The sequence below is a fragment of the Bradyrhizobium sp. USDA 326 genome, assembly GCF_049739485.1.
Lineage (GTDB): Bacteria > Pseudomonadota > Alphaproteobacteria > Rhizobiales > Xanthobacteraceae > Bradyrhizobium.
The window spans coordinates 4,758,974-4,777,480 of the sequence record NZ_JBMGQA010000001.1; the positions used below are offsets into that span (position 1 = coordinate 4,758,974).

Annotated in this window: 15 protein-coding genes; 11 read left to right on the plus strand and 4 right to left on the minus strand. The window is 62.7% G+C overall.

The window, feature by feature from the left end:
- Position 1: 1 nt before the first annotated feature.
- Both ABIG06_RS22455 and ABIG06_RS22460 read right to left on the minus strand, forming a co-directional pair.
- On the minus strand, positions 2–898 hold the full coding sequence (locus tag ABIG06_RS22455; RefSeq protein ID WP_370138665.1) for an alpha/beta hydrolase family protein: 897 nt from the start codon (positions 896–898) through the stop codon (positions 2–4).
- Between the two features lie 10 nt (positions 899–908).
- Positions 909–2,597, minus strand: a complete 1,689-nt coding sequence (locus ABIG06_RS22460; RefSeq protein ID WP_370138666.1) for a TrkA C-terminal domain-containing protein — start codon at positions 2,595–2,597, stop codon at positions 909–911.
- Between the two features lie 139 nt (positions 2,598–2,736).
- Between ABIG06_RS22460 and ABIG06_RS22465 the strand changes: the two genes are divergently transcribed.
- From ABIG06_RS22465 to ABIG06_RS22485, 5 genes are all read left to right on the plus strand, one after another.
- Positions 2,737–3,423, plus strand: coding sequence for a YoaK family protein (locus ABIG06_RS22465; protein WP_124159863.1), 687 nt, complete (start codon positions 2,737–2,739; stop codon positions 3,421–3,423).
- A complete protein-coding gene (locus tag ABIG06_RS22470) occupies positions 3,420–5,117 on the plus strand; it encodes a SulP family inorganic anion transporter (protein WP_370138667.1) in 1,698 nt (565 codons plus the stop codon). Before ABIG06_RS22465 ends, ABIG06_RS22470 begins: the two co-directional genes overlap by 4 nt.
- Before the next feature lie 137 nt (positions 5,118–5,254).
- Entirely contained in the window at positions 5,255–8,008 is a 2,754-nt protein-coding gene (locus ABIG06_RS22475) for a decarboxylase (RefSeq protein ID WP_370138668.1), read from the plus strand.
- A 12-nt stretch (positions 8,009–8,020) separates the two neighbouring features.
- On the plus strand, positions 8,021–9,721 hold the full coding sequence (locus tag ABIG06_RS22480) for an aspartate:alanine exchanger family transporter (RefSeq protein WP_370138669.1): 1,701 nt from the start codon (positions 8,021–8,023) through the stop codon (positions 9,719–9,721).
- Between the two features lie 23 nt (positions 9,722–9,744).
- Entirely contained in the window at positions 9,745–10,170 is a 426-nt protein-coding gene (locus ABIG06_RS22485) for a hypothetical protein (protein WP_124159859.1), read from the plus strand.
- A 70-nt stretch (positions 10,171–10,240) separates the two neighbouring features.
- On the opposite strand, the gene ppk2 is transcribed toward ABIG06_RS22485, so the two are convergent.
- Positions 10,241–11,041 (minus strand): polyphosphate kinase 2, encoded by an 801-nt coding sequence (gene ppk2, locus ABIG06_RS22490; protein ID WP_124159858.1) that lies wholly within the window; start codon positions 11,039–11,041, stop codon positions 10,241–10,243.
- Between the two features lie 44 nt (positions 11,042–11,085).
- Entirely contained in the window at positions 11,086–11,541 is a 456-nt protein-coding gene (locus tag ABIG06_RS22495) for a hypothetical protein (RefSeq protein WP_124159857.1), read from the minus strand.
- Between the two features lie 153 nt (positions 11,542–11,694).
- Here ABIG06_RS22495 and ABIG06_RS22500 point away from each other — a divergent pair, with 153 nt between their 5' ends.
- The 6 genes from ABIG06_RS22500 (at position 11,695) to ABIG06_RS22525 (ending at position 18,506) form a co-directional block, all read left to right on the plus strand.
- Positions 11,695–12,153, plus strand: coding sequence for a hypothetical protein (locus ABIG06_RS22500; RefSeq protein WP_370138670.1), 459 nt, complete (start codon positions 11,695–11,697; stop codon positions 12,151–12,153).
- Complete coding sequence (locus tag ABIG06_RS22505) at positions 12,146–13,381, plus strand: HlyD family secretion protein (protein ID WP_124159856.1); 1,236 nt, start codon at positions 12,146–12,148, stop codon at positions 13,379–13,381. The genes ABIG06_RS22500 and ABIG06_RS22505 overlap by 8 nt, the downstream gene beginning before the upstream one ends.
- Before the next feature lie 33 nt (positions 13,382–13,414).
- Positions 13,415–13,831 carry a hypothetical protein gene (locus ABIG06_RS22510; RefSeq protein ID WP_370138671.1) on the plus strand — a complete coding sequence of 139 codons (417 nt, stop codon included), beginning with the start codon at positions 13,415–13,417 and terminating at the stop codon, positions 13,829–13,831.
- A 97-nt stretch (positions 13,832–13,928) separates the two neighbouring features.
- Positions 13,929–15,830, plus strand: coding sequence for a sensor histidine kinase (locus tag ABIG06_RS22515; RefSeq protein ID WP_370138672.1), 1,902 nt, complete (start codon positions 13,929–13,931; stop codon positions 15,828–15,830).
- Between the two features lie 103 nt (positions 15,831–15,933).
- Positions 15,934–17,595, plus strand: coding sequence for a DUF3300 domain-containing protein (locus ABIG06_RS22520; RefSeq protein WP_370140887.1), 1,662 nt, complete (start codon positions 15,934–15,936; stop codon positions 17,593–17,595).
- The gene (locus ABIG06_RS22525) at positions 17,592–18,506 is read left to right on the plus strand and encodes a DUF2950 domain-containing protein (RefSeq protein WP_370138673.1); all 915 of its coding nucleotides are present in this window, start codon (positions 17,592–17,594) and stop codon (positions 18,504–18,506) included. Before ABIG06_RS22520 ends, ABIG06_RS22525 begins: the two co-directional genes overlap by 4 nt.
- Position 18,507 lies beyond the last annotated feature (1 nt).

Below are 18,507 nucleotides of genomic sequence, written 5' to 3' on the forward strand. Positions count from 1 at the left end.
CCTACTTCAGACCGTCGAGGAATTTCGTCACGATTGGCGACCAGATCGGGATCGCATCGGGTGACCCGATGAAGTAATGCCCCTCGTTGCCAAAGGGCGGGAGCAAATGATACTCGGTCCTGCCGCCGGCTGCCGTGAAGGCCTCGTGCATACGTTTCGATAGGGCGGGACCGAAGAATGTGTCGTTCTCGATATAGATCCAGAGCATCGGCACCCGCGAGGTGCGGCCGAATTCGCCGGTCGTTTCCACCAATTTGTCCGGTGCGCAATTGTTGTTCGGTTTGCCGTCGACATGGCCGCCGCGGCCGGCGGCAAAAGTGATGATTGCCTTCACTTGCGGCGGGTTGACGCTCGACAGCGCGATGGAGGCCCAGCCGCCGGCGGACTGTCCGACCACGACGACGTCTTTCGGCACGATAAGCTTCTCGGCGGCAAGGTAGTCTATGGTCCAGAGATCGACTTGTGCCACGGCGAGCCCGGCGCTGCGGAAATTGGGATTGGTGCACTTGCCGACCTTGGAAAAGAATGGGCCGTAGAGCCCGTGCTCGGGGATATCGATCGCGGAGGCTCCGTATCCGGTGCCGACCGGCGCCACGACGAGATAGCCGCGCCTAGCGAACCACTTTGCGGCGTCGCGGAATTCGACCAAGGGAAAGAAGCCGCGATCGGTCGGGTTGAGCGAGACGCCGTGGTTCATGATCACCAGGGGGAAGGGGCCTTCGCCCACGGGGCGCACCAGATAGGCAAACATCGGGAGCGGCAACGGCAGGGCCCAGATCTCTTCCTGAATGCGTCCGGGGGCGGCTTGATCGTCGGCACTGGCCGGCACAATCAAAAAAGCCAGCAACAACACTGCCGCTGCCCGCAGCGTTCGTTGGACTGAGGAATACGACCGCATCCCATCCTCCTCATTCGGAAAAAGTCGCCGCCACGATAATGGGGCCGAGCACCGTCAGGACGACGTTCCCCACCGCATAGGGTACGGCGACGCCGAGCACCGGCGTCTGGCTTTCAGCAACTTCGCAGGCGCCTGTTACGGCGGCGTCGACCGTCATGGCGCCTGCCAGCGCACCGCAGGTGACGACCGGATTCATGCGCAGCACGTGATAAGCGAACAGCGTCGCCACCATCAAAGGCACCAGCGTGACAACCAGACCCATACCGACCAGCAACAAGCCATGTGCCTGGATCGCGATCCAGGCCGCATGGCCGTTGCCAAGGCCAATCGCGGCGATGAAGCCGCCGAGGCCGAGGTCGCTCAGCGTCTGCTGCGCGGCGGGCGGCATCGCGCCCATGGTCGGCCGGCGTGACCGCAACCAGCCGCAGACGAGGCCTGCGATCAAGGCGCCGCCTCCGCCGCCGAGCGTCAGCGCGATGCCTCCGACCTTGAAGCTGATCAGGCCGGCCAGCAGGCCGGCGGCAATGCCGGCAGCGAGAAAGGCGATGTCGGTGCGGTCGCCGGCACGCAGGATCTGTCCGACTTGCGCAGCAGCACGCTCGATGTTGCGGCTTGTGCCGACCAGGGTCATGACGTCGCCGACATAGATACGCGTGTCCGGACTGAGCGGCACCTCGCGCCCCATCCGCGTCAGGGTCCGCAGGAACACGCCGCGCGCATTGCTGCCGACGCGATCGGCAACGTCCTGGACCGAACGACCGTGGAGCTTGCGGTTGTCGACCAGCACGTCGACCACATTGCCCGGCATCGCCTTCAGAATCTCGTCGGCGTCGATCTCGGTGCCGATCACGGGCCGCGCGGCGACGATCACCGCCGTCCGACCAGCGATCACGATGTCGTCCCCGGCCTCGAGCACGGTGTCGAGATGCGGCTCAATATCGGCTCCCTGACGCACGATGCGCTCGATGACCGTCCGGCTGCCGATCTCGTCCTCGATCGCCTTGACAGTCCGCCCGGCGGCGGCGGAGACGCGATAGGCGCGGGCCTGGAATTTCCGATAATGCAGGTTTTCCGTCTTAGGCGGTTCGCCACCGGAAAGCTCGATCTCGAGCTTCTTGGCTTCCTCCTTGAGGTTTACACCCATCAGCTTGGGCGCGATGAACGGGACATAGATCAGGGTCAGAATGTAGCCGAGGACGTAAGTGACGGCGTAGCCGGCTGCGATGTTAGCCTCTTGTTGCTCCAGTAAGGCCTTTGGTAGCCCAAGCTGTGCCAGGGCTCCCGAGGCAGTGCCGATGACGGAGGATTGCGTCAGTGCACCCGCAGCGAGACCAGAAGCGGTGCCCGGATCGAGCCCCATTGTAAAGGCAAATGCCAGCACGACGATCAAGCCTGTACCTCCCAGCACGAGCGCCATGGCGACCTGCGCCAAAGTGCGGATACTCAAGGATGCAAAGAATTCCGGCCCCGATTTGTAGCCGATCGTGAACACGAAGAGGCTGAACAGCATCACCCTCAGCACAGATGGGAACGTGAAGCTGCCGAGTTGCCCGATGAGCAGGGCGACGATGAGCGTGCATGCCGTCGTACCGATCGAGAAGCCTCGGATTCTGACTCGGCCCAAGATCGTACCAATGGCGACGGCAATCAGCAGAAAGATTTCCGGAGTGGTGGAGATGATCCACCTGACGGTGTCCATGGTCGCTTTCCCCAGCGCATTGTTGGGATCGATTTGAATCCTCATGGCCGATCGGAGGCTTGATTCAAGTCAAGCCTTTTCCTTCCTCGCGCGGCCTCAATAGGTGCCTGTCAAATCAGCGACACACGGCGTCTCGGATATGAGCTCACAGGGCATTGCCGCCACTTCAGTGCTGCGCCGCGACGAGACGGTCGCCGTGGCACTGCTGTTGGCGTTTGCGGGGGGCTGTCTCGATGCCTATACTTGGATCATCCACGGCGTGTTGGCCAACGCTCAGACGGCAAATCTCGTCTTTCTCTGCGTCCACGGGGTCGTCGGTGACTGGGCGAGGGCGCTGCAATTCGTCCCGCCAATCATGGCGTTCGCGGTTGGCATTGTGATCGCCGTCTGGCTGCGCGGCGCTGCCGGAGAGAGAGCCAGTGCCATCAGCACGCTGATCGAGATCCTCTTTTTGATCGCCATCGGCGTACTGCACAACCGGATGCCTGAGATAGCCGGTACGCTGGGGATTTCACTCGTCGCCGCGATGCAGGCCGCGATCTTCACCAAGGTCGACGGTGCGACCTACAGCACGGTGATGATCACCGGTAACATGCGACAGGCGATCGAGGGCATCTTCGCTTTGGCTTCAGGCAGCGGCGGGGCGACGGGAACGTTGCGGCGATCCGGCATCTTTGCGGCGGTGTGCGGCACCTTCGGCATAGGCGCGGCACTCGGCGCGCTGATCACAAAGGCAACGCCGGACCTCGCGCTGGGGCTTCCCGTGGTCGCACTGCTCATCGTGCTGCTGCGGTGCGAAGTCGTGCGCTCGGAGGTGAGCTCATGAAGCTGCCGTCTGAACCGCGGATTGGCGGGACGCGTCTGTTTCCGCCCTTTAGCTGGCTCTCCGGATATCGAGTGGCATGGCTGCCCTCCGACACAGTGGCAGGCGTAACGCTGGCTGCGTACGCAATTCCGGTTTCGCTCGCCTATGCCGCCCTTGCGGGGTTGCCGCCGCAAATCGGCGTCTACGGCTATATTCTGGGCGGGATCGGTTATACGCTGCTCGGATCCTCGCGCCAGCTGGCCATCGGACCGACTTCGGCCATCTCGCTGATGATTGCGGGCACAGTCGGATCGCTCGCCGCAGGTGATCCGGTTCGCTATGCGCAGATTGCAAGTCTGGTCGCCTGTGCAGTGGCTCTACTTTGTCTCATCGCCTGGCTGTTCAAGCTCTCTACTCTCGTGCGTCTCGTGAGCGACAGCATCCTGGTTGGCTTCAAGGCGGGCGCCGGGCTCACCATCATCATGAGCCAATTGCCGAGCCTGTTCGGCATTCCCGGCGGCGGCCGTAACTTCTTCGATCGAGGCATCCACATCGTTGGCCAGCTTGGGGATACGAATCTGCTGGTGTTGGCGGTCGGCGCTGTCGCGCTCGTGCTTCTCCTGCTCGGTGAACGGCTCCTGCCGGGCCGGCCAGTCGGCATCACCATCGTCGCACTGTCGATCGTGGTGGCCACGCTGCTTGGGCTGCCAGCCATGGGGGTGCCTGTGACCGGCAAGATCCCCGAGGGTCTGCCTACCCTAGCCGTGCCAACCTTCGGGCTGGTCGAGCCCGAGGAGCTGTTTCCCATCGCGGCGGGCTGCCTGTTGCTGGCTTATATCGAAGGCGTGTCCGCAGCACGCAGCTTCGCTGCCAAGCACGGATATGCACTCGACGTTCGGCAGGAATTTCTCGGCCTGGGTGCCGCCAACCTTGCCGCGGCATTCGGCCAGGGCTACCCGGTTGCAGGCGGGTTGTCGCAATCGGCGGTGAACGACAATGCCGGCGCGCGTACGCCACTTGCACTGGTAATCTGCTCGGTCACCTTGGCACTGTGTCTGTTGTTCTTCACAGGCTTGCTGACCAATCTTCCCAAGACGGTGCTGGCCGCGATCGTCTTTGCCGCCGTGTACAGATTGGTGGACATTCCGGCGCTATGGCGGATGTGGAAGGTCAGCCGGATCGATTTCTATGCGGCAGCCATCGCGCTGATTGCGGTGCTGCTGCTGGGAATCCTTCAAGGCGTGCTGCTCGCCGCGATCGCGTCGGTCTTCCTGCTGCTGGCGCGGGCATCGCGACCGAATATCGCCTTTCTCGGCCGCTTGCCGGGGACCGGCCGCTATTCCGACAGCGCCAGACATGAGGGCGTGGAACCCCTCATCGGCGTGATCGCCTTCCGGCCCGAGGCCTCGCTGCTCTACATCAATGCCGAGACCATCCTCGCGGCTGTGCTGAAGGCGCTGGCCAAATCGGTCGATATCAGGCTGATCGTCTGCGATCTCTCGGCATCTCCCTATATCGATCTCGCTGGCGCGCGCATGCTGCACGATCTCTATGACGAACTCGCCTCCCGTCACGTCGCACTCTGCATTGTCGGCGCGCACGCGCAGCTGCGTGATCTCTTGCGGGCGGAAGGGTTGGCCGAAAAGACCGACAGCACACAGTGGCTGCGGACGCTCGACAGCGTGCTGGGCGGCCGCGATGCGAAGGGCGGCTGACGGTTTTTGCGCTGCGAAATGCACGCGCGGCGCCAAGGCCTTCCAAGACCATTCAGACCGTTGACTTGGATCAATGGAGGGGAGGGCCGCGAGGTCACGATCCCGCATCACAATTGCCCTGGGATCGGGAGAGCGAGATGTCCAAGGATGCAAACTCCGCAGAGAAGCGTATCGATCGATTCTTTTCCGGGCCCGGAGCGCGGGCAGATGATTGGCGCGATCTCGTGGAAGCAGCGAAGGTCTGGGCGCGGGTCGGCAATCGCGTGGCCTACGATGCGGCGCTGGCCGAGCTCTCGGTCACCGAGGAATTCCATGGCTATCCCGGTCTGCACCTGATGGCAGCGCTGCGGGAGGCGGCAGCCGCGGGCGACGGGGCCACATCGTTCGCGCTTGCGACGAAGATCGCCCAGGCGCTGGCGACGCGGTCGTTCCGTCAGCATGCCGGCGACTGGAGCGCGAAGGATGAGGGCAATGGCGACGTGCCCGAGCTGGTGCCGCCGTCGTTTGGGGGGGCCACGACGCGTCGGCCCTATTTCGAAACCCTCATCGTGACCGGCGTGTCGTCCAGCCAGTGGCCGGCACTCGCCGCCGAATGGCGCAGGCTGCGTCGTCCGGTCGACGGCTTCATCTATGAGCCCGTCATCGTCGGCAGCCTCGAAGACGCGTTCTGCGCGACCATGCTCAACCCTGATATCGCCGCGGTTATCATCAACGAGGGCTTTGGCCTGCGGTCGCGGCACGACGCGCCCGTCCTTCGCTCGATCATGGCGACGGCCGGTCTCAAGGACGAAGCCGACGCCTCGGCGCTTCCGCTCGCCCAGATCATCAAACGTGTCAGGCCAGAGCTCGATCTCTACATGATCTCGAACCGCGACGTCGAGGAACTGGCGGGCAATCCCGAAGCCAACGTCGTCCGCCGCATCTTCTATTCGGTGGAAGAGCTTCTGGAGCTGCATCTGTCGATCCTCGAAGGCATCCAGGACCGATACGACACCCCGTTCTTCGACAACCTCAAGAAATATGCGCAGCGTCCGATCGGGACGTTCCACGCACTGCCGATCGCCCGCGGCAAGTCGATCTTCAAGTCGGATTGGATCCGCGACATGGGCGAGTTCTACGGCCCGAACCTGTTCCTGGCCGAAAGCAGCGCCACGACAGGGGGCCTCGACAGCATGCTGGAGCCGACCGGCAACATCAAGAAGGCGCAGGAGAAGGCCGCCCGCGCCCTCGGTGCCGACCGTGTCTTCTTCGTCACCAACGGCACGTCGACATCGAACAAGATGGCAGTGCAGGCACTGCTTGCGCCCGGCGATATCGCGATCGTCGATCGCAACTGCCACAAGTCGCACCACTACGGCATGGTGCTGGCGGGTGCTCAGCCGCTCTATGTCGAGGCGTTCCCGATGACGGAATACTCGATGTACGGCGCGGTGCCATTGAAGACCATCAAGCAGGCGCTGCTCAACGCCAAGGCCGATGGCCGGCTCGACCGCGTCAAGATGGTCGATCTCACCAACTGCACCTTCGATGGTCACATCTACAACACGCGCCGCGTGATGGAGGAATGTCTCGCCATCAAGCCGGACCTGATCTTCCTGTGGGACGAAGCCTGGTTCGGTTTCGCGCGATTCTCGCCGTTCCTGCGTCGGCGCACCGCCATGGGCGCAGCCAACGAGATCGAAGCGTGGATGCACGATCCGAAGTCCGTCGCGGCCTATGAGAAGCAGCAGGCCGAGCTCGGCAGGAACCCCTCGGACGAGGGGCTGCTCAAGACTAGGCTCATCCCTGACCCGCGGCAGATTCGTCTCCGCGTCTACCAGACCAACTCGACTCACAAGTCGATGTCGGCAATCCGGCAAGGCTCCATGCTCTCGGTCAAGGATGTCGAATTCCACACGGTCGAGCAGCAGTTCAAGGAAGCAGTATTCACGCACGCCTCCACCAGCCCAAACCAGCAACTCATCGCCAGCCTCGATATCTCGCGGCGGCAGATGGAGCTGGAAGGCTACGGTCTCGTCGCCAATGCGATCGAGATCGCCTTCGCCATCCGCCATGCGGTCAACAACAATCCGCTAATTTCGAAATACTTCCGCGTGCTGGGCGCAGACGCGATGGTGCCGGCACAATATCGCCAGAGCGGCTTCACCGACTATCTCGCGGCCGGCGTGAACTGGGCGAATACGCTCAGGAGCCTCGATGAGGACGAGTTCTGCCTCGATCCGACCCGCATGACTCTCGTTTGCGGAACGGCCGGCTACGACGGCACGCAGTTCAAGGGTATCCTGGCGAGCGAGTACAACATCCAGGTCAACAAGACCTCGCGTAACTCGGTCCTGGTTCAGTCCAACATCAACAACACCCGCAGCGATGTCGCCCATCTCATTCGCGTGCTCGCCGAGATCGCGGGCGAGATCGATCGTGGGCTTGCTCAGGGCGGTGCCAATGCGAGGAAGACATTCGAGGCAAGGGTGACAAGCCTCATGAAGGATGTGCCCGATCTGCCGAATTTCTCGCATTTCCATCCGAGCTTCCGCGGCGATGCCGGAGCAAAGACCAACGAAGGCGACATCCGCACCGGTTTCTATGCCGCCTATGACGTTGCAGGTTGCGAGCACATCCGCCTCAACGATCCCGAGATCGACCGGCGGCTGAAAGCGGGACCCGAGCTCGTCTCGGCGAACTTCGTGATCCCGTATCCACCTGGCTTCCCGATCATGGTGCCAGGCCAGGTCATCACCCAGGAGACCATCGACTTCATGCGCAAGCTCGATGTGAAGGAGATTCACGGCTACGACGCCAAAGAGGGCCTGAAGCTCGTGCGCACGGAGGCCTTGGCGAAGATCGGCAGGCCCAAGCCTGCGGCCGCGCCGAAGCTCAAGGCCGCATCTTAGAGGGGATCGGACATGCAGGGCTTTTTCACATTCCTTCAGCAGTACCCATATCTGCTGCTGTTCTTCGTCGTCGGCCTCGCCGTCTATATCGGCCGGGCCAGCATCAAGGGCTATGGTCTCGGCATGGTCGCCGGTGCCATCGTGGTGGGGGCGGGCCTGTCGGTGTGGGCTTCCACCTACGGCGTGAAGCTCGAGCTGAACAATTTCGCCAAGAGCCTGTTCTACTACCTCTTCATGTACGGTGTTGGCTTGCGCGTCGGCCCTTCCTTCTTCAACAGCCTGAAGGGCGACGGCCTCAAGTTCTGCCTACTCGCCGTCGTCTCGAGCGTGCTCGGCCTTGCGCTGGTGGTCATCGGTGCAAAGCTGTTCGCACTGCCAACCGGCGCGGCCGGCGGGATGCTGGCCGGATCGCAGACGATGTCGGCTGCCATCGGCTCGGCCGAGCAGGCCGTGACGTCCGGTGTCGTCAAGTTGCCTCCGGGCATGAAGCCCGAGGACGCATCCGGCATGATCGCATTGTCCTACGGCATCACCTATATCTGGGGCACCGTCGGCATCATCCTGATCTGCAAATATCTGCCGCGCTGGTGGGGTGTCGATGCCAAGGCCGCCGCCAAGCAGTATGAGCAGGAGTTCGGCGTCAAGGATCTCGAAGGCGGCGGTCTCACCGGCTATCGCCAGTTCGGGCTGCGCGCCTATCGGCTGGAAAATCCGGCGACCGCCGGCATCAGCATCGCCAAGTTCCGCGCCATGAACCCGGAATACCGCATCGTCAACGTGGGACGGAATGGCGAGCCGCAGGGTGCCGATCCCGATCTTGTGCTGCAAAAGGGCGATATCGTTGCTCTTGGCGGCTCGACCGAGCATCTCACCGACAAGATGGGCCTGATCGGTCCCGAGGTCGCCGACGCCAAGACGCTCGGCATTCCCATGGACCAGGCCGACATCCTCGTCACCAACAAGGACATGGTGGGCCGCACATTCGAGTCCTTCCGCGACACTGCGATCGCCGGCCAGTTGCAGGTGACCAAGGTCGAGCGCGGTGGCGTGCAGATCCCGGCTGGTCTCAAGACCAAGCTGGAGCGCATGGACATCGTCTCCGTGGTCGGCTTGAAGTCGGCGGTCAACGAACTCGGCGAAATGTGGGGCCGCATCGCGCGGGCCAACACCTCGACCGACCTGTTGACCCTGTCGATCGGCATGATCATCGGCTTCCTGATCGGCATGGTGGAGTTCCCGGCGTTCGGCGCCAAGATCGGCCTGGGTAATGCTGGCGGCCTGTTGCTGTCGGGCGTGATCGTCTCCTCAATCGTGTCGCGGCTGCGCTTCTTCGGCAACACGCCGAACGCGGCGCGCAACGTGCTGGAGGATCTCGGTCTGGTGGTCTTCGTCGCCATCGTCGGCGTGAATGCCGGCGCAGGTCTCCTGGCCCAGCTCACTGGTGCGGTCGCCTTGAAGATCTTCATCGTCGGCTTCATCGCCTGCACGATCCCGCCGTTCATCGTCTGGGCGATCGGATTCCACGTGTTCAAGATCAATCCCGCCGTGTTGATGGGTGGGGTGGCCGGCGCGCGTTCGCACTCCGGTCCTTGCCGCGAGGCTGCGGTCGAAATTCAGAGCTCCGTGCCCTGGATCGGGTTCCCGGTCGGCTATGCCGTCTCGGGCATCCTGCTCACCGTGTTCGGATACTTCGCAATGCTTCTGGCTCAATAGGGAGCCAAATTCAGGGGAAAGTCATGAAGAAACTATTTGCTGTTGCTGCTCTGGTCCTCGGTGTCGCCGGTTTCAGCGCGCCCTCGCGCGCCGAGACCGGCAGCGTTGTCGTGGTCTTCACCAAGGGTGGCTTCATTGTCGGAGTAGGAGGCGGTGAGGGCGTGCTGCGCCTGCGCGGCAAGAATTATCCGTTCACCGTATCCGGCATGAGCGTCGGTCTGACCGTGGGTGCTTCGACGACCAAATTCGTGGGTCGGGCGTTGAACTTGCGGGGCCCGTCATCGATCGAAGGCTCCTACGCGGTGGGCGGAGCCGGCGGCGCCGTTGCGGCCGGTGCGGGAGCGGTGCAGTTGCAAAATGCCAACGGGGTAATCCTGCAGCTCAGCGGTCCCAAGGTTGGCGCCGAAGTGTCGGCAGCCGTCGGCGGGGTCACGATCCGGCTGAAATAGACCATAAGCGAAAATGAAATGGGCCGCGCAGCGCGGCCCATTTTCTTGTTGGATCGGAATCCTCGTTCAGTCAGTACCGCTCTTCCACGAACTTCATGCCACGCAGGCTCGCCTGGTCATTGTAGCGCCCTTTCTCGGAGCGCGGCGGCAGCTTGACCTTATCCTTCTTGATCCGCTTGTACGGGATCGAATCCAGCAGGTGCGCGATGCAGTTGAGCCGCGCCCGCCGCTTGTCGTCGGAGCGGACGATCACCCAAGGGGCATGGTTCGAGCTGGTCGCCTTGAACATAGTGTCCCGGGCCTTGGAATAATCGTACCAGCGCCGGTAGGACTCGGTGTCCATCGGGCTCAGCTTCCATTGCCGGAGGGGATCGTCGATCCTCGCCTTGAAGCGCCGCTCCTGCTCTTCCATCCCGACCTCGAGCCAGATCTTAACCAGGATGATGCCGCTCTCGATGAGATGTCCCTCCATATTCGGGCAGAGCTCAAGAAAGCGCTGGTGCTGGGCGGGTGAGCAGAAGCCCATGACGTATTCGACGCCGGCGCGATTGTACCAGCTCCGGTCGAAGATCACGACCTCGCCGCCCGCAGGGAAATGCTGCATGTAGCGCTGGATGTAGAGCTGCGACTTCTCACGGTCGGACGGCGCGGGAAGGGCGACCACGCGGAACACGCGCGGGCTGACCTTCTCGGTGATCGCCTTGATCGTCCCGCCCTTGCCCGCGGCATCGCGGCCTTCGAAGAACACGACGACGCGGAGCTTCTTCTCTTTAACCCAGTCCTGCAGATGACAGAGCTGGACCTGGAGCTTTTCCAGCTCCTTTTCATAGGTCTTGCGCTTCATCCGCGCCCCGGCTTCGTCCTTTGCCATTCTCTGCCTTTCGCTTTGTCGCATCGGATCCAGAGGGCGAGGATTCAGTCCCCCCAGGAAATCGTGATGCCGATATCGCCCGGCATGCCGCCGGGGAAATCGATGATCTGATAGCTGATGCGATAGCCGCGCGGCTTCAAATAGTCGGTCCAGAGCTGGAAGATCTCCTTCGGGATACCGGTCAGCGTCTTCTCCCAACCCGGTTCCTGCTGGTTGATGGCGCGACCCTTGTCGGTGCAGAGCGTATTGGGAAAGCGATAGACCTGCACCTCGGTCAGCCCGTTGCGCACCGCACGCTGGATGATGGTCGCGGCAAGCTGGATCTTCTCTTCCTCGGTCTTGCCCGACGGTTTGCTCAGTCGCTCGATCAAGGCGTGCTTTTCGGCCTCTGCCGCGGCGGCCAGTCGGGCATATTGCTCCGCCTTTTCGGCCTCCTTGAGGGCCGCTTCCTTGCGGATTTGCGTGGCATTCGGGATCAGACTGTCGAGATTGGCGGCCATTGCCGGTGTCTCCTGCTGCTCGGTTTCAGTGCTCGAGCAAAGGCTAGGTCGGACCGGCTCCATTCTGTTGATTCAAATCAAGCAACGCAAACCTTGGCGTCGCCAGACTGTGACCAGGGCCGCGGCAGCCGGGTCCCCGATCAGGAGAGCACGTTGAGCGAGCAGCTTCACCCGAAAGCACCACACCATCTGCCATTCTACATCACCTCGCCTGGCGAAACAGACGGGTTGATGATCGTGACGGGAATCATCCTGATCGCGGCCGTTTTCGCGGTGGGGCTTTTGTACTGGCATTTGCACAGCCTGCCCGAGCGAATGGCGCACAAGACGCAGAAATTGCAGTTCGAGATCGTGGCCGTGCTGGGGCTTCTCGCCCTGTTCACGCACGAGCATCTGTACTGGATCGCGGCCCTGATGCTTGCGCTGATCGAGCTGCCGGACTTCGGAACCCCGCTGCGCAGCATCGCCGGCTCGGTGGAGAGGATCGCAGACAGCGCGTCACCGGTTGGTGCAAACGAGACGGCTGAGCCGTACACTGAGGCTGCCCCAGCAACGATCAGCCGGGAGGATCAGATCGTGCAGACCGACCAGAAGGTGCGCAGCCATGCTTGAGCTCATCATCTGCTCGCTCCTGACCATTCTTCCTGACTACCTCTATCGGCGCTTCGTCCAAGGCAAGCGACTCGGCAAGGAGATCACGCTGTTTTCCGTTTGGTACGAGCTGCGCTGGGGCATCACCGGCTGCCTGATGCTGACCGTGGCGCTGATCACCAGCGTCTTCTTCTTTCATCCCGCGACGTCAAACGCGGCATTGCTGTTCCGGACCGTCCCGATCCTGCCCGAGGGATCGGGACGTGTCGCTGAAGTTAATGTCGGCTACAGCCAGATCGTGAAGAAGGGCGACGTCCTCTTCAGGCTGGACAATTCCAAGCAGACAGCTGCGCTTGAAACGGCCAGGCGCAAGGTCGCCGAGATCGATGCTTCCATGGCGTCGGCGAAGGCCGACGTCGTCAAGGCCGAGGCGCAGATCCAGGAGGCCAGGGCCAGCTATCAGCAGGCCAAGGACGAACTCGAAGTCAAGTCGGAACTGCAGCGTCGCAATCCCGGCATCGTGCCGCAGCGCGATATTGAGAAGCTTCAGGTGGTGGTCGATCAGCGTCAGGCCGGTATTGACGCCGCGACCGCTGCGAAGGAATCGGCTGCCTTGCAGGTCTCGACGCTGCTGCCCGCGCAGAAGGCGAGCGCGGAAGCCTCGCTGGCGGAGGCGCAAGTGGATCTGGACAAGACCTTTGTCCGTGCTGGCATCGACGGACGTGTCGAGCAATTTCTCGTCCGCGCCGGCGATGTCGTCAATCAACTGATGCGCCCCGCGGGAATTCTGATTCCCGAGGGTTCCGGCCGAGAACGGCTGCAGGCCGGCTTCGGCCAGATCGAGGCAGGCGTGATGAAGGAGGGCATGGTCGCCGAGGCCACCTGCGTGTCTAGGCCGTGGGCCGTCATTCCCTTGGTCGTGACCGCGGTGCAGGACTATATCGCGGCCGGACAGTTTCGGACCGGAGAGCAGCTCATTGAGGCGCAGAACCTCGCCAAGCCGGGGACGATCCTGGTGTTCCTCGAGCCCCTCTACAAGGGGGGGCTTGATGGCGTGACGGCCGGCAGCACCTGCATCGTGAACGCGTACACCAGCAACCACGAAGAGATCGTCGACCCCAGGACTTCGACCGGAAGGCGGATCGTTCTTCATGCGATCGACGCGATCGGTTTCGTCCATGCACTGCTACTACGGATCCAGGCGCTGCTGCTGCCATTCAAGACTCTGATCTTCAGTGGTGGACATTAATTCAGAACGATCTGATCTGAAGGGAAACGATGAATGTCTGAGCTGAGAAAGTCGGCTGTCGCGCTGGCGCTTTCATTGTGTGCGACCCCTGCATTGACCGGGCGCGCCGATGCGTTTGACCTGAACGGCGCCTGGGCCACGGGCGCCGATCAATGCGACAAGGTGTTTATTCGTGAGGGAGGCAAATTAGGCTTTACCGAGATGTCCGAAGTATACGGAGGTGGCTTCATCGTTGATGGCGATCAGGTCATCGGCAAGTTCGCTCGCTGCAAGGTCAAGGCCAGAAGGGACAGCGGCACGAGCATCAACCTGATCGCTGCCTGTGCTACCGACATCATGCTATCCAGCGTTCAGTTCAGCTTGAAGGCGTTGGACACGGACAGTATCGCCCGGCTGTTTCCGGGCATGGAAGACATGGAGGTCAGGTATCACCGCTGCGCGTCGCGATGAGATCACGTGGCCGCAGAGCTAGACGACATTAGGACTGGTGCGTCGTGCTCAAAATATGCTGTTATGAGTCCATTCGGCCGAGGTCTTCGGAGAAAGCATGAGTGGGCGCAAGCTCATTGCGTCGAGCAAGTCCCGGGCCGCCGCGATCGCGCTGTTGTGCCTCGGATTGGCTTGGTTGAGCGGTCGAGCCCAGCCTTCACATGCTGCCGGGCAGCCTGAGGTCAACCCGCGCGAACCCAGGCGCGTTCTATTGTTGCACTCCTTCGGGCGGGACTTCCTACCCTGGAGCGAATACGCCCGCAGCATCAAGACCAATCTCGAGCAGCGATCGCCGTGGCCGCTCGATGTTCAGGAGCATACGCTCCTGACCGCACGATTCACGGCGCCGGGTCCCGAAAGACCCTTCGTCGAGTATCTTCGATCGCTCTACCAGGGCCGTCCGCCTGACATCGTCATGAGCGTCGGGGGACCCGCCGCGGGTTTTGTGCAGAGGCACCGGGCGGAGTTGTTCCCGAATGCGCCGATGGTCCTCACAACGGTGGAAGAACGCCTGATCGACCGAGCGAGCCTGACCGAGAAGGATACCGTTGTTTCGGTCCGCCACGACTTCGTCAGCGCATTCCGCAACGTTCTTCAGGTGTTGCCGGACACGCGTACGATCGCCGTCGTCATCGGTGCGTCCAAGCTGGAGCAATTTTGGCTCGAGGAAGTAAAGAAAGATGTCGGGGCGCTGGAGGATCGCGTCTCGTTCGTCTGGTACGGCGATCTGTCGTTCGACGAGATCCTGAACCGAGCCTCGGCGCTGCCGTCGCAAACGGTCCTGTTTTGGGGCCTGATGTCGGTCGACGCGGCTGGCGTGATTCATGACGGGGAGAATGCGCTGCATCGGCTTCGTTCCGTTGCGAACGCCCCCATCTTCTGTTTTGAGGAGTCCTTCTTCGGGCGCGATATCGTCGGCGGCCCCATGCATTCCATTCCCGAGCTTGGCCAGAAGACCGCCGATGCAGCGCTCCGGATCCTCGGCGGTGAACGGCCTGCAGACGTGAAGATCGAACCCATCGCCTATGCTGCGCCCAAATATGACTGGCGGGAAATGCAGCAGTGGGGAATCAGCGAGAGCAACCTGCCGCAAGGCAGCGAGGTCCTGTTTCGCGAGCCCGGCATCTGGGAGAAGTACCGCTGGCAGCTGGCGCTCATCGCGGCGGTGATCCTGATCCAGACAGGACTCATCAGCGGCTTGCTTCATGAGCGCCGGGGGCGGCGCCTGGCCGAGGTCGAATCCCGACAGCGTCTCGCCGAGCTCGCGCACGTCAACCGCTACTCCGCCGTCGGCGAGTTGACGGCGTCGATTGCCCACGAGCTGAACCAGCCCCTCGGTGCAATTCTGACCAATACGGAGACCGCGGAATTGATGCTGAAGGGCTCCGCGCCAGATCTCGAGGAAGTCCGCGAGATTCTCGCCGATATCAGGCGTGACGATCAGCGTGCCAGCGAGGTGATCCGCCGATTGCGCAGCGTCCTCAAGAAGGCGCCGTTCGAGATCCAGGACATCGAGCTGAAGGAAACGGTGCGGGAGGTGATGGGGTTTGTCGGCGATGTGGCCTCAGGACGCAAGATCGATCTGAGCTTTTATGGGCCGGCCGATACGGACCTGCACGTCAAGGGCGATCCCATCCAACTGCAGCAGGTCGTGCTCAATCTCATCCTCAATGCATTGGATGCCACTTCGGAGGTTGAGACAGGCAAGCGCGAGGTCAGCGTGATCATGGCCTGCGCCGGGAGTTTTGCCGAAATTCGCGTGGGAGACACGGGGCCTGGTATCGCGGTTGCCGACCTAAAGACCATCTTCGATCCGTTCTTCACCACTAAGCCGGAGGGCATGGGAATGGGGCTGGCGATCGCCCGGACGATCGTCGAGGCGCACCTCGGCACGATTGTCGCGGAAAATCAGCCATACGGCGGTGCACTGTTCACCGTTCGGCTCCCGCTCGCGAGCTAGTATCTCGCGTTGCAGCAGGCGACACTCTCGTTTCGTTGATTTTTGTCAATGAACGTCCCTCTCTCCGTCTCATGGTCTCGGCAGAACCGAGATGGAGGATGCGATGATCCGCTGCGGCAAGACGTTGATCGCGCTTGCGCTGTTGCTGGCTACGCCCGTTTGCGTGTCGGCCCAGACGGCCGACAAGCCCACCGCCCCCGCCCCGCAGGCGCAAGCGGCGAATTCGGCTGTACCGACGGCTGAGCTGCTGAAGCCCGAGCAACTAGAGGCTCTGGTTGCGCCGATCGCGCTCTATCCGGACGAACTGCTTGCGAACGTGCTGGCCGCCTCGACCTATCCGCTGGAAATCGTGCAGGCCGATCGCTGGCTGAAGGAACGCAAGAATCTGAAAGGCGATGCGCTGAAGACGGAGGTGGACAAGCAGGGCTGGGACGACAGCGTCAAGGCACTGGCCAGCACTGCCGACGTCTTGACCATGATGAGCGATCAGCTCGACTGGACCAAGAAGCTCGGCGATGCCTTTCTGGCGCAGCAGCCCGACGTGATGGATGCGATCCAGCGCCTTCGCACCAAGGCCTACGACAACAAGAAGCTGGTGACCACCAAGCAGCAGAGGGTCAGCGTCCAGTCTCAGGAAGGCAAGCAGGTCGTCGTGATCCAGCAGGCAGATCCCGCAGCGATGTACGTGCCGTACTACGATCCGGCCACTGTCTATGGCAGCTGGCCCTATGCGGAGTACCCGCCATACTACTGGGGCTATCCGTCCTATATCGGTGCAGGAGTCGTAGCTGCCGGCATCGCGTTCGGCACGGCTTGGGCGGTCGGACGCTGGGGCAATTACTGGGGCGGTGGCTGCAACTGGGGCAACCGCAACGTCTACGTCAACCATCGCACCACGAACATCGGCAATGGCTGGCAGCATAATCCCGCGCATCGGCAAGGGGTACGCTACAGCAATAGCAACGTTCAGCAGCGCTTCGGCAACAACAACCTCAAGGCGGGCGCATCGGACCGGATGGACTTCCGCGGCCGTGACGGCAGCCAGGTGCTGCGTCCCAACCAGGGTGCAGGAGACCGGGCGGGGGATCGCGCAGGCGACCGCGCCGGTGATCGTGGCGGACCGGGTGACCGGGCAGGCGATCGCGCCGGCAATCGGGGCGACCGGCCCGGAGGCGGCGACCGTGCGGGTGCAGGGGACCGAGCCAAGGGTGGCGGTGACCGGTCCAAGGCTGCTGCCAAGGGCGGCGGCGATCGCGCGAAGGCCGCAAATCGCGGCGGCGGTGCAGCCAGCCGCGGCGGTGGCGGCAATCGCGGCGGCGCGATGAACGTCTCGTCCGCTCGATCGGCGGCCGCCGCGTCAGCGCGCGGACGATCCAGCATGGCGAGCATGCCGCGCGGCGGAGGCGGCGGACCGAGCATGGCCGGCCGGGGTGGCGGAGGCGGAATGGCGATGCGTGGCGGCGGCGGAGGCGGCTTCCGCGGCGGTGGCGGCGGCCGGCGTTCGGATGTCGCGCTGAAGCACGATATTGTCCTTCTCGGGCAGCTCGCCAACGGCCTCGGCTACTACCGCTTCAGCTATATCGGCAGCAACAAGGCCTATGTCGGTGTGCTGGCGCAGGAGGTCGCACAGGTCATGCCCGACGCCGTCACGCGCGGCAGTGACGGTTACCTGCGCGTCTATTACAAAAAGCTTGGGCTGACATTCCGCACCTACGGCGATTGGCTCGCCGGCGGCGCGAAGGTTCCGGCGGAGGTGATGCCATGATCGGCCTGAACGCGCTTCACCGTACGATATTGCCCGGCATCTTGGCGCTGACCCTGCTTGGCTCGGCGGCACAGGCACAGCAATCCTACAAGACGCCGGAGGACGCGGCTGCAGCGCTTGCGGCCGCAGTCAAGAGCGGCCCTCGCGACATCCTGAAAGTGCTCGGCAGCGCGGCAGAGGACATCGTTTTCTCCGGCGACGAGATCGCCGACAACGATATCCGCCAGCGCTTCACCTCGATGTATGACGCCAAGCACGGCATCAAGGCGGAGGGTAACAAGAGCGCGACCCTCATCCTGGGCCCAGACGATTTCCCGTTCCCGATTCCGCTGGTGAACGCCAAGGCCGGCTGGGAATTCGACACCGACGAAGGGCGCATCGAGGTGCTTCGCCGTCGCATTGGACGAAACGAGCTCGACGCGATTCAGACCGCACTCGCGTTCGTCGATGCGCAGAACGAATATGCCGACAAGGACCGCGGCGAGGGGGTCGGCGTCTTTGCACAGCGCATCGTCTCATCGCCCGGCAAGAAAGATGGATTGTTCTGGCGCGACGACAGCGATCCGAGCCCGCTTGGAGCACTGGCCGCGCAGGCCTCGAGCGAGGGCTACAAGGCCGGTGAGGGAATGACGCCCTATCACGGCTATTACTTCCGCATTCTGAAGGCGCAGGGACCCGATGCTCCCGGAGGCGCCATGAACTACGTCGTCAAAGGCAAGATGATCGGCGGCTTCGCGCTGATCGCCTGGCCGGCCGAATACGGCAATTCCGGCGTAATGACCTTCCTGGTCAATCATGCCGGCGTGGTCTACCAGAAGGATCTCGGCAAGCGCACCGACTTCGTGGCCAAGCGCCTGACGCTGTTTGATCCGGACCAGACCTGGAAGAAGGTCGATGCCGCGAAACCGTGAG